Source organism: Desulfothermus sp. (genome assembly GCF_053993635.1).
In genome coordinates this window covers 1-15,075 of sequence record NZ_JBMYBT010000026.1, presented here as the reverse complement: position 1 = coordinate 15,075, position 15,075 = coordinate 1, and the positions used below count along the sequence as shown (strand labels likewise).

The following is a 15,075-nucleotide window of genomic DNA, read 5'->3' as shown; positions in this document are numbered from 1 at the left end:
CAGATAAAAGAAAAAAAATATTATGAACAATTTATAGGAAAATTTAAGGAAATCTATTTAATTGGCATAGAATTTAGTAAGTTTAAGAGAAATATTGTGGGATTTGAGTTGGAAAAGGTGCTTTAGTAGTTTCTTGTTAATTTTTTTCAAGTGAGCAGGGAATTTAAAAACCTCTCAATGCCCTCTGGGCATAAATGCAAGATAGTTTCCTGTTCAATTGTGGGGCCTCCTATTTTGTTTAAAAAAAGTGCAAGTTCTCTTATCTCCTCTGTTTGATAATCTTCAGAGGGATATTTTATCTTGTGAATCCTATATTCTTTTTTAGAAAAGACCTTTTCTAGAGTCTGTATATCTGGATAAAATCTGCATCCAGGCACTTTAGTTGCTATTTTTTCATAGATTTTTAATCCATCTCTATCTACATCACCAAAATGTACAATAATAGATGGTCTTATGTAATTTAAAAAATAAATCACAGAACTCACCATGGAATATCCACCAGTATAAAGTAAAATACCTTCAGAAAGCTCCATGTGCAAAAATGGAGCAAGATTTTCGGAAATAACAACCTTTATGTTATTTTGTGATTTTATAAAGGGAAGCACATAGTCTAAACATAGGGCAACAACACCTAATGATGCAGTTAATTGATAAAGGTCAATATTTTGTTTGATTACAAAATGGGAAAAAGAGCGCATAAGAACAAGATCCTGCTTTTCTAAACAATATGTGTTTAAAATACGACTTAAAAAAGAGGATTTTTCTATTCGTTTTGCCTCTCCAAATAAAGATGCTGATAAAAGTTTAACATCTTTTATGTTGGGAAACTTCTTTAAGTGGGAAATTAAACAAAGTCCATCCCTTAAATCCTTTTCTGTACGTGGTTCATAGCCAAGATTTACAAGGTTGTCATAATCTGCACACAGCTCCTGACAATGTTTTTGAAAATATTGTTCAACAAATTCCCTGTTTTCTAAAACCACCCGCCTGCCTTTTCTTCTAATAACTCCAAGGGACACAAACTCTTCCAAATCCTTTGTAAGCCCACATTCTCCTTGTTCAAGCAGCTTTCTCATATCAAGACAGAGGCGAAGCCTATTTTCCAATCCCCTCCTCCCTATAAGTTTTATTTATCTTAAACTGATCAATTTTCCACATACAATTAATTAACAGCGCTACTCACCCATACCACTCCCTGGGGTGTGGGCAAAAGTTGATATAAGAATCCATGGTTAAAAAGGGGTATATTGGGTAGGGCTGTTAAGAGTTGAATGCCACTTTGTTCCATTAGGCTATATACTGTTTCAATTGCTGTATGGTCTAATCTGTCTGCTTCATCCAGTGTAAGAAATGCCAGTCCTGTTTTAAATCTCTCAGTTGTATCATCTTGAGCCATGTTTTCAAGTAGTGCTGTAATAATGGCCAGATTTACTCCAAGGCTCTCTCCATTAGAAAGTCCTGTTCTTCGTTCTTTATTGTGAATATCTATAACTGTAAAGTCCAGATCAATATAATAACGATAGTCAACGATTTCTTCATATGTTGGGTCTGTTCGCAGATATCCAAGTTCTCTGGCCATTGACCTTATAAATTCCTCAAAGCTCGTATGTTTATTTTGTATGTAATTTAGTAAGGAGTTGCTAGCTGCCAGATTATTTAATTTATGATAGGCCTCTCTTTTTAATACCTGCAACTTTACCTGCCTCACACGACCAAAACGCAAGTTTTCCATTCTTTTATTTATCCTGCGCACCTTTCTCTCTATCCTTGCTACCTGCTCATATACATCATTTTTAAAATTACCAACAACCTGACGTATGGAATGTTCTATTTTTTTGAGTTCTGTTCTAAGATGACTCAATTTTTCCTCTAATATCGCAAAATTTGTATATTCAGGATAAACTAAAGATATCAACTCCTCCACCCATTTTTTTAACACCTTTTGAGGGGGTATTTTTTCACCGTGCTCATTGGCAAAATCATCCATTTCTCTTTCTAACAACACCAGCTTACTTTGAAAATCCGATCGAGTAACACCACTATCGCAAAGGGGAGGTTCATTATCTTCAAAATAAAGTGTTAATTCCTCTCTAAGGGACTTTTCAGTGTTTACCCATTTTTCTCTATCTTTCTCAAGTCTATCACAATTTTCCTGGGCAATTTTTATTTGATACTCATTTTTATTTATTTTTTTATCAATTTCTCTAATTTCTTTTTCAAGCTCTTCTACTTTTTGTTTTGCTCTACTTAGTTCATCCTGTAATTCTTTTTCTTTTACACCTATTTCTTGCTGAAGCACCTTTAAAGGATATTCTTCCATCAATGTCTTTATCTGTCCTTTAAGCTCACTTATATTTGTTATAATTTCTGTCTTAGTTTTTTCTATTTCTTCTTTTTCATGACTTAATGTGTTAATCCTATTTTTTAATTGTTCTATTTTATCTTTATATTCATTAGATTGCTTTTTAACATTATTTAGTTCCCTGAAAGAAGCATTATATCCTTTTTCCAATTGCTTATAATCAGAATGTATGGGGCTACTCTGTTTTATTATTAAGAGTTCTTTTTTTAGACGTGTAGCAATTTGAATATTATTTTCCAGATGTGACACACGGTTTTGAAGTTTTGATATCTCTGTCTCTAAGTTTTTTTCTTTCAAATAATCCAGCAGGGGCAACAATTTTTCTATTTTTTTTCTTTTATCCTCAATTGTAGTCATTTCTCCTGTTAAGTTATTATCATTTTCCCTTAATTTAAAAATTTCTTGTTTAAGGGACTCTATCCTTTTTTGCCTGGCCTTTTTTCCTAAAATAGGCGCCTTTGGCCTTGGTTCATACCGTAATACCTTTCCTTCACTTATTAAAACACCATCACTACACTCTATAACATCATGTGTTAAATCCAGCTTTTCTCCATCAAGGATAAAATAGAGTCTCTGATTTCCCTGACAAAGTTGAAGGGCCTCATCTTTGTTTTGAATTATCCTGGCACATGTCAAAGGTCCAAGTATCATTTCCAGATATGCTGCTTGTTCCCATGATATATCCTCATATTGCTCAAATAAATATCTGCCCTTTGAGTTTTTAAATGCATCTGGCAACTCTGCCTGATAATTTTCCAGATTGTATAAAGTCTCTTTGGCTTTTTGTATATGTTCTTTTAAATTTTGTCTTTGCAGAAGGATTTTTTGTTCCTGAGCATTTAATTCTTCTTTTAAGGCCTCAAGAGAACTTAAATCAAAATTCTCTACCCCCATCATCTTGAGTTCTCTGGCCAGGGAAGCTGCCTTTTTTTGTTTAGTATATCTTGCCTTTTTTTCAGCTAATAGTTGCGATAACGTATCTTTTTCTCTAAAAAGCCTTTTTAAAGCGCTGAGGTTTTCAGCTTCTCTGTACAAATCTTCAAATATTTCAAATTTTCTTCCAAGTTCAGCCTCTAGTTTCTTGCGCGCCTGATTGAATTTTTTTGCCTGGTCCATGAGGTTTTGTTTTTCCTCAACATCCCTTTGTAATTCATAAATAAATTTTTGCAGTTTATCTGCCTTTTCACTATATTTTTCGAGCTCTTTTGAACTTTTTTCCAGCTCTTTTAAAATGCAGCTCAGTTTTTTATTTATTTCTTTTTCCCTGGTCTCAAGCTGGGCAATTTGCGAATTAAGGGTTTGAAATATTTTTTTGGCCCGCACAAGTCTTTGTTGTTCTTGCAAATTCATAAAGAGTTTTTCACGCTCTTCTTGAGCTATCTCCTTTTCTTGTTCAAGCTTTTGTAATTGTTTGGTTAATTTATCATAGGCTGAGCTGGCCTCCTGCTCTCTCTGCTTCCATTCCCTTAATTCTGCTTCAATCCTCTTTAATTCACGTCTAACCTTAAACAACTGACTTCCGAAAAATTTAAGCCCTGTTTTTTCTGTTTCTTCAAGATGTTTATACAGGTTAGAGATCTCTTCTCTTGCCTTATGGATATCCTGAATTTTTCGTTTAATGTCCTGGCGTTGTTTAAAGATCCTTTCAAGCTGTTGTAAGAAATTGGCAGTACCTTTTTTAGCTGGACATAAAATATCCTTTAATATCTTTGTTTTTTCAGTAAGGCCAGTTGAAGCTGCCGTGAAAATGCTTGAAAATTCACGTAAAACCTTGGGATTTGAAAGGTCAAATGGTAAAATACCTTGTTGAAATAATGCACGGTGATAGTCTTTTGCATTGTCAAAGGAGCGTATATTACCTGTACCATCACCACGCATACGAAGTGACTTCGCTATTTCGGTGAGGTCATTTCGCAAAATATTGCCTTCTATAAAATCCTCCTGTTCTAGAGGAACATTTTCAGCAACAAAGTACTTAAATAAAACCCGTCCATCGAGCCGTTTTTCCAGACGAATGCCCATGTTTTTAATCCTTTCATGACCTTTTAATTCAAGCACAATATAACCTACATCACTGCCAAGATAATCCTCTAATGTGCGTTCTTCTCCCCTTTGGGCCGTTGGATTTAAGCGAATATATTTTTGATTTGCTATTAAAGCTATTTGAACTGCATCTAAGATGGTGGTCTTACCACTACCATTTCTACCAAAAAATGCAGTAAAGGTCTTATGGATTTTAAATACAGCCCTGGGATAAAGACGAAAACCAAAGATAAACACCTTATCCAATAAAATTGGTGATAAAATCTTATCCCTTATACTCATACTATTTGCCTATTTCCTTTAAATTTCTTCGATTATTTCCTCTGAAGATACTTCTTCTTCCTCTTCTGCCTCTGGACTCTCTTCCAGCTCAAAACCACACTCTTCAAGATACACAAGAAGTCCTTTTTTTGCATCTTCTTCTGAAAGGGTAACCAGCCTTTTTGCAAGGTTGTAAAAACGCTCTAAAGAAGGGAGTAATTTAATTCTCGTTTCTAAAAAATCCATCTTTCCTTCATCAACAATGATGAGAAAACCATATTTTGCAAGATTTTTTATGGCAGTGCAGAATCTTTGCTGGATTGTTGTGTTTTTGATCTGGGTGGCCCTTGATGTACCTTTTGTTCCCTTTACCAGAGCTGTATAAAGGTCATTAAAATTTAAGAGTTGAAACAATTCCTGAAATAGATTTTTAACAATAAATTCAGTTTCCACCAGGCCTGATTCCAGAAATTTAAAGCCCAAAAACATACCAACAAAGGTCTCTGCCCTGGAAAATCTTCCTTTAGGAGCATTGGCTGATATTGCTTCTAAATAACAATAGCCCTTACCTTGTTCCATTATCAATCTATATCCAAGTAATTCATAAAATAGTTTTAACTCATTGATATGTTCCTCTACAAAATGATAAAAACGTATATCTTGGACTACAATATTACTTCCCTTTAAAAGCTTGAAATTTACTTCACGAAATAATGTTGGTTGTCTGAATAATCGTTCTAATTCTTGCATAACAACTCCTGAAAAATATTAATATGTAGTGTAAAGAAGTTCACTTGTTGCCTTTAACATAAACACAGTCTGAATACAATGTACCATGAATTTCTCTGTACCCCTCTAAAAGTGGAAAGAGATTTTCTTCAGCAAGAAAATAGATAAGACAATGATAAAAAAATGGATATTTTTCCATTTCTTTAGGCAATAATGTTTTATTTAAAAAACAAATTAAATAAATTTTATTATTTTTGTTAAGTTCTTTTTTAAAAAGAGAAGTGAGCTCTCTACCCCTTTGTAATAAAGAAACAAACTCATCTCCTTGGAGTTCTGTAGGTGGTGAAATATCAGGTAAAACAGTTGGCCTGAGTTTTCGTCTTTTTGGAATTTCTATATTTTTTTGAGGGGGCAAGAGAGTTTTGCGTAAACAAAATGGTTTTAAGGGAAACCAGGCTAAAATTTTTCCCTGCATTTCTATTAGCCTGTCTAAATGGCGCAAGTTGATACGTGCAGTGATGGCTGTTGTGCGATTAACAAACTCTGTTAAATCTAGCGCCACTTCTTCAATTTGTTCCTTTAAAAGGCGAAGTGACTCAATGGCAGAACACACCATATCTTCCATATAAGACATATTGTGTTCAACAGAATATCTTTCCCACTGATGGAGCTCATTCAAAATTGTGTTATAACTTGAATAGGATCCTAAAACCTCTGTCATTTCAGCAATTGTAGATTGCAGACCTTTTAGCTCCTGTAAAAAGATGCTCAGCCCTTCCTCTTCTCCTTGTTTTACTGCCTGACGGATTTTTTCTTTAAGCCTTGCTCCTTGTTCCCGAATCTTTACAATTTTATTTATTATGGAAGAGGCCAGGTCATTAAAGGTGTGTTTTAAAAAGTCGGTGAGTTTTTCATGTTCTTCAGCACCTAATTTTGAAAGGGTTACATACAAGGTATAAAGGTGGCTCTCTATGTCTGATTGGTGTTTTAGGTCTTCTTGAACCAGATTTTTTGCTATGGCACTGGCAAGGCTTGATAGGTAGTAGTACCGTTCACTGTCATTTACCAGCAAAAAGCCTCGACGCAAAAGCCTCTCTAAGATTGATGAAGGTCGTTTATCCTTTTGTTCTGTAATATTAAGTGCTTCAGCGGCCAGCCGTTCCATCTTGTCCCAGGTAAGTGGTGTTACCCTGCCTTTCACATATTCATACATCAAGAACAGGGTGAGCATATCTTCCCTGTTTAAAACAATCCCTTCAGGATATCTGCGCAAAAGCTCACGGGCCCATAAGCTATAATCAACCCTTTTGTTTTCACTATCTGGAGATAAATTCATAGGTTAACCTGCTCTTCAATTTAGAGATATTTTGAACTCCAACTAAAAAGTTTTTCTATTTTAACCACGTACTGTTTTGAAATCAGGAATTAAAGAAGTTTTAGGATTAAATTTACCTTCAATAAATTTCACCATATCAAATAAAATATTCTATATTTTTGTATACAGCTTTGCAAGTGACTCACTTACAATTTTTGTATTTTTTGAGTAGGTCATCAATCATTTTTTATATAAAAGAATATATTAGTTTTTATGAAAAGGATTTTGGACTTAAAAATTATTTTAACATGCATAAGTTGTTTTAAAAATGAGGTGATTGATAGATGTTTATGTTATGAAAAAAGATATTTTTTCTTCATTCTGTTGCAAGTTTAGCCCCTTGTGATAAGGTTATTTCATGCAGAACCTTGACAAAAGCGCTCTCCATGCCTTGGCGCAATAGCGGGATAGTTAACTTAGTTTTTTTATGTTATCAAAACCATTTTTATTTCACGCTAACATCAATTTGTGCATTTTTTTATCTTGTTACCTACTTGACAATGAATATCTATTTGATAATCCTAATCGAAAAGATAATCCATGATGTTGTTTGATATAAAGTTAATGTATTTATTATGTTAAAAGTTTAAGTTATCACAACGGGAAGGCAAAGTTTCTTTTTAACATATAAATTCAGGAGGCAAAGCCTATGGGTATTTCTAGGAGAGATTTTTTAAAGTTTTCTGGATTGGCTGCCCTAGGTGGTGCTAGTGCGGTGTCTGCTTCCACAGAGGCGGAAGCAATGGAGTTTAAAAATAAACTCAAAGGTTGCAAAGTAACCACATCTATTTGTCCGTACTGTGCCGTGGGCTGCGGTCTTAAGGTTTATTCCAAAAATGGAAAGGTAGTGCATGTAGAAGGGGATCCTGATCATCCAATAAATGAAGGACGTCTTTGTCCAAAGGGATCATCAGTGCTTCAACTTATCCATAGTCCCTATAGGGAGCTTAAACCCAAATATAGGGCTCCGTATTCTTCTGAGTGGAAAGAGGTTGAATGGGATTGGGCACTGGATCAAATTGCAAAAAGGATAAAACAGACTAGGGATAAGACCTTTGAAAAAAGAAACAAAAAAGGTCAAATCGTAAACAGGACACAGGGTATTGGAGCTGTTGGAAGTGCAGCCCTTGACAATGAAGAATGTTTTATCTTGCAGAAGTGGTGGAGGTCTCTTGGGCTTATCTATATTGAACACCAGGCCCGTATCTGACATTCTGCTACAGTAGCGGCTCTGGCAGAGTCGTTTGGTCGTGGTGCAATGACAAATCACTGGATTGATTTAAAGAATTCTGATGTAATCTTGATTATGGGGAGCAATGCAGCAGAAAACCATCCTATTTCTTTCCGTTGGGTGACAAAGGCAAAGGAAGAGAGAAACGCCACGTTGATTCACGTAGATCCCCGGTATACCAGGACATCTTCCCAGGCAGATATATACGTCCCACTTCGTTCAGGTTCTGATATTGCATTTTTAGGTGGCATGATAAAGTACATTTTAGACAATGAATTGTACCACAAAGAGTATGTAAAATTATATACAAATGCCCCCTTTATTTTGAATGAAAAATTTAAACTTCCAGAAGAATTAGGTGGGGTATTTGCTGGATATAATCCAAAGACTCATTCATATGATCGCAGCTATTGGGCCTTTGAAAAGGATGAGAATGGTAAAATAAAGAAAGATCTTACAATGAAACATCCAAGGTGTGTGCTGCAACTCTTAAAAAAACACTATTCCAGATATGATATAGATACTGTTTCTGCTATTACAGGCACACCTAAAGAAGACCTTTTAAAGGTATATAAGATTTTTGCGAGCACAGGGAATCCCAAAAAGGCTGGCACTATAATGTATGCCATGGGATGGACCCAGCATACTGTAGGTACTCAAAATATCAGGACAATGGCAATAATTCAGCTACTTCTTGGAAACATTGGAAGGGCAGGTGGTGGAGTAAATGCACTAAGAGGCGAGAGCAATGTGCAAGGTTCAACAGACCATTGTCTATTATTTCATATCCTGCCTGGGTATCTAAAGACACCTAGGGCATCTTTGCAGAGCCTGAAAGAGTACAATGACAAGTACACTCCAAAAACAAAAGAAGATTATAGTGCAAATTGGTGGCAAAATTATCCTAAATATTCAGTGAGCTTGTTAAAGGCACATTTTGGTGAAAAAGCCACAAAAGAAAACGATTTTGGATACCATTGGCTGCCTAAATTGGATGATGGGCAAAATGCTTCCTGGCTTGTTATGTTTGATAATATGTATCATGGGAAAATAAAGGGATTTTTTGCATGGGGTCAAAATCCAGCCTGCTCTGGTGCAAATTCCAATAAGGTGAGAAAGGCATTGTGCAATTTAGATTGGATGGTGACTGTTAATCTTTTTGACAATGAGACCGCATCATTTTGGAGAGGTCCTGGGATGGATCCTACAAAAATAAAAACAGAGGTATTTTTTCTCCCGTGCGCGTCTTTTGTTGAAAAAGAAGGGAGCATCACCAATTCAGGTAGGTGGGGACAGTGGAGATATAAGGCTATAGATCCCATTGGAGACACAAAACCCGATGCAGAGATAATAAATGAGTTATATTATAGGGTATTAAAATTGTATGAAAAAGAAGGAGGAGTTTGTCCTGAGCCTATACTTAATTTGAGCTGGGATTATGGAGAAAAAGATAAAAATGGAAAAATAAAGGAGATGGATACTCACTTGATTGCAAAGGAGATAAATGGGTATTTCTTGAAAGATGTTGTTGTAAAAGGAAAATTGTTTAAAAAAGGCACGCTTGTACCCAGCTTTGCATATCTACAAGACGATGGCTCCACATCTTCTGGTAACTGGCTCTATTGTGGCTCATATACAGAAAAAGGAAATATGATGGCCAGGCGTAAAAAGGACGATCCAACTGGACTAGGGTTATATTCCCATTGGGCATGGTGCTGGCCAGTAAATCGGAGGATATTGTATAATAGGGCATCTGTGGATGAATATGGAAGGCCATGGAATCCAGAATTACCTGTTATCAAGTGGAATGGCCGCAAATGGGTCGGAGATGTGCCAGATGGAGGATGGCCACCCATTAAAAATCCCGATGGAACAATTAATAAAAAGACCAAAAAAGCATTTATTATGAAGCCTCACGGAGTAGCCTCTATATTTGGATCTGGACGTAAAGATGGGCCATTTCCTGAACATTACGAGCCATTAGAAAGTCCATTAAAATTTAACCCAATTCCCAAAAACAAATATAGAATAAATCCTGCACTACCCCTTTTGTGTAGAAAGGAAAACCTATCCAAGAATGATCCTGATATCTGGTATAACGCAAGTGAGACATATCCTTATATCTGTACTACCTACAGGGTGACTGAACACTGGCAAACAGGTTGTATGACAAGGCATGTTCCATGGCTTTTGGAACTCATGCCCCAGAATTTTGTTGAGATAAACGAAGAGCTTGCTAATCAAAAGGGCATTAAAGATGGTGATAAGGTGCTTATTGAAAGTGCAAGGGGTAAAATTGTTGCAAAGGCAGTGGTTACAAATAGACTCAGGCCCTTTATTATTATGGGGAAAAAGGTTCATCAGGTAGGTACTACATGGCATTTTGGATGGGAATTCCCAGAAGGAGGAAAGGGAGGAGATAGTGCAAATCTACTCTGTCCAACAACAGGAGATCCAAATACTTTAATACCTGAAACAAAGGCATTTATGGTAAATATAAAGAAGCTATAATCTTTATTGTGGCAGGAGGGTTTTAAAATGGCCAAAGCTGTTTTAGTAGATATAACGAGGTGTATAGGGTGTCGTTCATGTCAGGTGGCGTGTAAGGAATGGCACTCTCTACCCGCTATTTATAGGGAAATGAAAGGAGAATATACAAATCCTCAAACCCTTGATTCTAAGTCCTATACATTTATAGATTTTTTGGAACAAGGAAAGGAGTATGCTCCTGTATGGCATTTTGTAAAACACCAATGTTTTCATTGCAAGGATCCTGCATGTGTTTCAGCATGTCCAGTGGGTGCTTTGAAAAAATTGAAGGATGGGGCGGTTGTGTATGATCAGTGGAGGTGTATAGGATGCAGATATTGTATAATTGCATGTCCTTTTCAAATTCCAAAATATGAATGGGACACAACAAATCCATGGGTCAGGAAGTGTGATTTTTGTGCAGATAGGATTGAGATGGGATTAAAGCCTATGTGTGTTACAGCCTGTCCGAAAGATGTTATGTATTTTGATGATTATGAAAAGGTTGTTGCAGAGGCAAAAAGACGCATAAACAAAGAGCCTGGAAAGTATGTGAATCATATTTATGGTCTTGAAGAGGCTGGTGGCACATCCTGGTTGTATATATCTGACGTGCCTTTTGAAAAATTGGGCTTTAATGAAAAGGTACTCAAACAACCATATCCAGCGATTACATGGGATCACGATCTTTCTACAGTTTTGTTGGAAGAAGCAGGTCTTTTGGCAATTTTAGCAGGTATTGCATATTTTAGGAACAGGACAAAGTCAAAGGAGGGGCAAGATGGATAATGGTGTGAATGTAAAACAGAAATTTTTTACACCCAGGACTTATATCTTGCTTATTCTGAGTGTAATAGGCATCATTATTATGCTATACAGGCTGGCCGTTGGACTTGGTCCAACCACAAATTTAAGCGATACCCATCCCTGGGGACTCTGGATCGCCTTTGATGTAATGACAGGAGTAGCCCTTGCAGCGGGAGGGTTTACTGTTACCTTTGCAGCATATATAGCAAATTGGAAGAAGTATAAACCCATTGCCCGTGCAGCTACATTGACTGCATTTCTTGGTTATGTGCTGGTTTGTATTGGACTGTTTTTAGACATTGGTAAGCCTTTTGCTTTTTGGCACCCATTTATTTTCTGGAATCCACACTCAGTTATGTTTGAGATAGTTATTTGTGTATCCACGTATACTACTGTTTTGACTTTAGAATTTTTACCATGGCTCTTGGAGAGATTAAACATTTTAACAGGCCTAAAGGATTTTCTGGAACAAAAACCAGTTGTATTTTGCCTTGTTATTTTGGGTGTAATGTTATCTTATGGACACCAATCCTCATTGGGCGGGTTATTTTTACTTGAGCCACATAAATTACATCCCCTGTGGTATTCCCATATGATGCACCACTGGTTCTTTCTTTCTGCTATATGTGCTGGGATTTCCATGGTATCCATTGAGACCATATTGGGTGCTAATTTGAGGAACGTAGAATATGAATATGATGTATTGGAAGGGCTAGGTAGAGGCGCTTCAATAGCCCTTTTGGTATATTTTCTATGTAGATTAATTGATATTGGGGTACATGGAAAGATCCACTATATATTTGCGGGAGATGGTGCTAGTTTTCTATTTATATTAGAAATGGGAGTATGTGTGTTGGTACCTATGATATTTTTAAGCTGTAAGACCATTCGACACTCTGTGCCTTTTCTTCTTTTTTTCCATTCCCTAGTGATTTTTGGTATTCTTTTGTACAGATTTGATGTGGCATTTTTAACAGAATCAACTATGGGTGGATTTTATTTTCCATCCTGGCAAGAGATAGCAATTTCAGTGGGATTAGTCTCGCTTGGTCTCTTTTTATATAAATTAATTGTAACATATCTACCAATATTCGAAGTCCCATCTGATCAGCCTGCATAATTTTTATAAGGAGACGCATAGATATCTGTGCGTCTCCTTATAAGTTTAAGTCTAAAGCAAAATCCAGATCCATCCTGAAGTGTCTTATCTTGTGAAGCAAAATTAAAGTATCCTAAGCTAATCTTATTTCTCCAGATTTAACCTAAATTTCTTTTTTAAAATTTTTTTGTTATCTAAAAAATTCTGACGAAAAAAAGTGAAATGCTGATTTAATACTTTTTACCAATTATGATATTTGATTAGTTTTATATTCTATTAAAAAAATTGACTATGTGATAGGGATTGAATATAATAATGTTGTCCCAAAAAAAAATCAATGGGTTATAAAAATGAAAAGAATAATTTAAGTTAAGGAGAATTAAAAGTGAAAGCCTGGGAGTTTTACAAGAGAAGAGATTTAAGACTAGAAGAAGTTTCTATTCCTACTATTGGAGAGGATGAGATATTGCTCAACGTTACTTATTGTGGAATATGCCAAATAGATGTTGATGAGTTTATAGCAGGTCCAAAGTTATTTAATAAGGTTCCATTTATCCCAGGACATGAATTTGGAGGTGTAGTAGTAGATGCAGGGAAAAGTGTATCAAAAGCTAAAATAGGAAAAACAGTTACAGTTTCTCCTCTTATATATTGCGGCAAGTGCTTGTATTGCAAGGCAGGAAGAGAAAATTTATGTAGTAATATTGGATATTATGGTATGATAGAACATAATGGCGGATTTGCAGAATATGCAGTAGTAAAAGAACAAAATGCAATTGAAGTTGACACTCCTGAGATTGTGCATTTTGGGGAAATACTTTTGGTTTCGTTACGGGTTTTTAATCTTGCTCAAGAGTATTCTTTCATAGGGAGAAAGGTACTGGTTTCTGGAGCTGGGCCAGTAGGACTTTGTGTAGCTCTCATGTTTAAACATTATGGATGGGATGTGGAGTTGTGTGAGATCAGGGAGTTCAGACAAGATTTTGCTTCTACCCTGGGATTTAAAATTTATTCTATTCTTGAAGAAGCCCCTGAAGAGAGCTATGCATTGGTGGTTGACTGTGCAGGAGAAGACCCCGTCTTACCACATATTTTTTCAGGCCAGATGGCAAAGTTAAAAAAGGGTGGAGCTATTTTGGTGGTAGGGACATATTTTTCTGAAGTATCTATAGACGCCCTTTCTCTTATTACTGGCGATAGGAAAATTATATCTTCTTTTTTATATACTTCAAAAGAATTAGAACAACTTCCTTTGGTTATGGACGCTTTTAAGGATCCTCTATTGAAAATGACTAAAAAAGTTCCTTTTGAGAGACTTGTAGACACCCTTTTGGAACTGGAAATGAATAAAGACCTTTTTTTAAAGGTGGTAATATCAAATGAAGATAACTAGTTTTTCTCAAATAGACAAAGAGCTAGATAATTTTCTAACGGATTTTGTTTTTTCAACAAAATTAATTACAGGGGCCAAGTTGTGCAAACTTATTATTACAAATAATGTACTCAATGTAGTATATCAATCAGGGACAGAATGTTTTTCAGACAGATTTGTTACTATCTCCACAAAAGAAAGAGCTCATATAAACTGTACCTTGTTTATTTTTGAACCTTTTAATATAAGGACAAATTTACAGCTACACATTAAAACAGAACTGGAAATGATTAGAAAACTTATAGAATCTAGGTTGAAATTATTTTTTAGAAACGAGTGGCAAAAGAAGGCATTCTTTTTTAATGTTAATATAGACAAGAATATAAAAACCTCATTGAGTGATATATGTCATATAGTCAGAGGTTATATAAATCAGTTTATTGATATTGAATTAATAGGCGTATTTTATTTATATAATGAAAAAGAGGATTATTGTTCTGTAAAAAATGAATATAAGGAAATAATAAGGTTATTCTCTAAAATGGCATTTTTGTCTTTAAAAAATAAATCTCATGGTACTATTGTAAAAAAGTATTCAGGTTATTATATGTTTGCCAGGAAATTATCTCAACAGTTTTTATGTTTTCTATTTAAAGGTGAACCTCATCCTATTTATTTTTTTTCTATAAGCTTTATGCTCAATGAGTTGTTAATGTTATTGAATAGTATTAAGTGGATTGAGATAAAACATGAATCAATTGAAAACCTAATTACTAGCTTTATTTCATCTCTGGAAGCTAAAGATGTATATACTAGAGGGCATTCAGAATCAGTTGCATTTTATGCTTGTGAAATTGGTAAAGCTTTAAATCTTAGTTCTTCTGAAACGAATCTTTTAAAAACAGCATCGCTACTACATGATATAGGAAAAGTAGGTATTCCAGATTATATTTTGTTAAAGCCTGGTAGATTATCTTCTACAGAGTTTGAAATAGTAAAACTCCATACTGTTATAGGGGCTGAAATAATATCAAAAGTAAAGGAATTTGCTAGTCTTTCTGATGTAATAAAATATCACCATGAAAGATGGGATGGAACTGGATATCCAGATGGCATTGCTGGAGAAGATATTCCCTTTTTTTCCAGGATTATTTCCATAGCTGATTCTTATGATGCAATGTTGTCTGAGAGAATATACAAAAGACGCAAAAAAAAGGAAGATGCTATTTTAGAAATTGAAAGATGCGCAGGATCCCAATTTGACCCT

The 15,075-nt window shown here is 35.3% G+C and carries 9 protein-coding genes; 5 read left to right on the top strand and 4 right to left on the bottom strand.

Annotated features, from left to right (window positions below; all coding sequences use genetic code 11):
* Nucleotides 1–146: 146 nt before the first annotated feature.
* Genes ACY2V1_RS01735 through ACY2V1_RS01720 form a run of 4 tightly spaced genes read right to left on the bottom strand, consistent with a single transcriptional unit; the run spans nt 147 to nt 6,731 of the window.
* Nucleotides 147–1,106 carry a Wadjet anti-phage system protein JetD domain-containing protein gene (locus tag ACY2V1_RS01735; RefSeq protein ID WP_461833070.1) on the bottom strand — a complete coding sequence of 320 codons (960 nt, stop codon included), beginning with the start codon at nt 1,104–1,106 and terminating at the stop codon, nt 147–149.
* A 56-nt stretch (nt 1,107–1,162) separates the two neighbouring features.
* Complete coding sequence (locus tag ACY2V1_RS01730; protein ID WP_461833069.1) at nt 1,163–4,687, bottom strand: ATP-binding protein; 3,525 nt, start codon at nt 4,685–4,687, stop codon at nt 1,163–1,165.
* Nucleotides 4,688–4,705: 18 nt separating this feature from the next.
* Entirely contained in the window at nt 4,706–5,416 is a 711-nt protein-coding gene (locus ACY2V1_RS01725; protein WP_461833068.1) for a chromosome partition protein MukE, read from the bottom strand.
* Nucleotides 5,417–5,456: 40 nt separating this feature from the next.
* The gene (locus ACY2V1_RS01720) at nt 5,457–6,731 is read right to left on the bottom strand and encodes a hypothetical protein (RefSeq protein WP_461833067.1); all 1,275 of its coding nucleotides are present in this window, start codon (nt 6,729–6,731) and stop codon (nt 5,457–5,459) included.
* 688 nt (nt 6,732–7,419) lie between these two features.
* Between ACY2V1_RS01720 and fdnG the strand changes: the two genes are divergently transcribed.
* The 5 genes from fdnG to ACY2V1_RS01695 all read left to right on the top strand — a co-directional run.
* Nucleotides 7,420–10,512 carry a formate dehydrogenase-N subunit alpha gene (fdnG, locus tag ACY2V1_RS01715; protein ID WP_461833066.1) on the top strand — a complete coding sequence of 1,031 codons (3,093 nt, stop codon included), beginning with the start codon at nt 7,420–7,422 and terminating at the stop codon, nt 10,510–10,512.
* A 27-nt stretch (nt 10,513–10,539) separates the two neighbouring features.
* Nucleotides 10,540–11,319 carry a 4Fe-4S dicluster domain-containing protein gene (locus ACY2V1_RS01710; RefSeq protein WP_461833065.1) on the top strand — a complete coding sequence of 260 codons (780 nt, stop codon included), beginning with the start codon at nt 10,540–10,542 and terminating at the stop codon, nt 11,317–11,319.
* Nucleotides 11,312–12,457, top strand: a complete 1,146-nt coding sequence (nrfD, locus tag ACY2V1_RS01705; RefSeq protein ID WP_461833064.1) for an NrfD/PsrC family molybdoenzyme membrane anchor subunit — start codon at nt 11,312–11,314, stop codon at nt 12,455–12,457. The genes ACY2V1_RS01710 and nrfD overlap by 8 nt, the downstream gene beginning before the upstream one ends.
* A gap of 364 nt (nt 12,458–12,821) precedes the next feature.
* Nucleotides 12,822–13,829, top strand: a complete 1,008-nt coding sequence (locus tag ACY2V1_RS01700) for a zinc-dependent alcohol dehydrogenase (protein ID WP_461833063.1) — start codon at nt 12,822–12,824, stop codon at nt 13,827–13,829.
* Nucleotides 13,816–15,075 (top strand): HD-GYP domain-containing protein (locus tag ACY2V1_RS01695; protein WP_461833062.1); only part of this gene is annotated, 1,260 nt, incomplete at its 3' end. The genes ACY2V1_RS01700 and ACY2V1_RS01695, both read left to right, overlap by 14 nt.

What these genes read in the sequence shown, in the direction of transcription:
- nrfD (WP_461833064.1), top strand. Translation starts at nt 11,312, where the DNA reads ATGGATAATGGTGTGAATGTAAAACAGAAATTTTTTACACCCAGGACT.
- ACY2V1_RS01720 (WP_461833067.1), bottom strand. Translation starts at nt 6,731, where the DNA reads ATGAATTTATCTCCAGATAGTGAAAACAAAAGGGTTGATTATAGCTTA.
- ACY2V1_RS01725 (WP_461833068.1), bottom strand. Translation starts at nt 5,416, where the DNA reads ATGCAAGAATTAGAACGATTATTCAGACAACCAACATTATTTCGTGAA.
- ACY2V1_RS01730 (WP_461833069.1), bottom strand. Translation starts at nt 4,687, where the DNA reads ATGAGTATAAGGGATAAGATTTTATCACCAATTTTATTGGATAAGGTG.
- ACY2V1_RS01710 (WP_461833065.1), top strand. Translation starts at nt 10,540, where the DNA reads ATGGCCAAAGCTGTTTTAGTAGATATAACGAGGTGTATAGGGTGTCGT.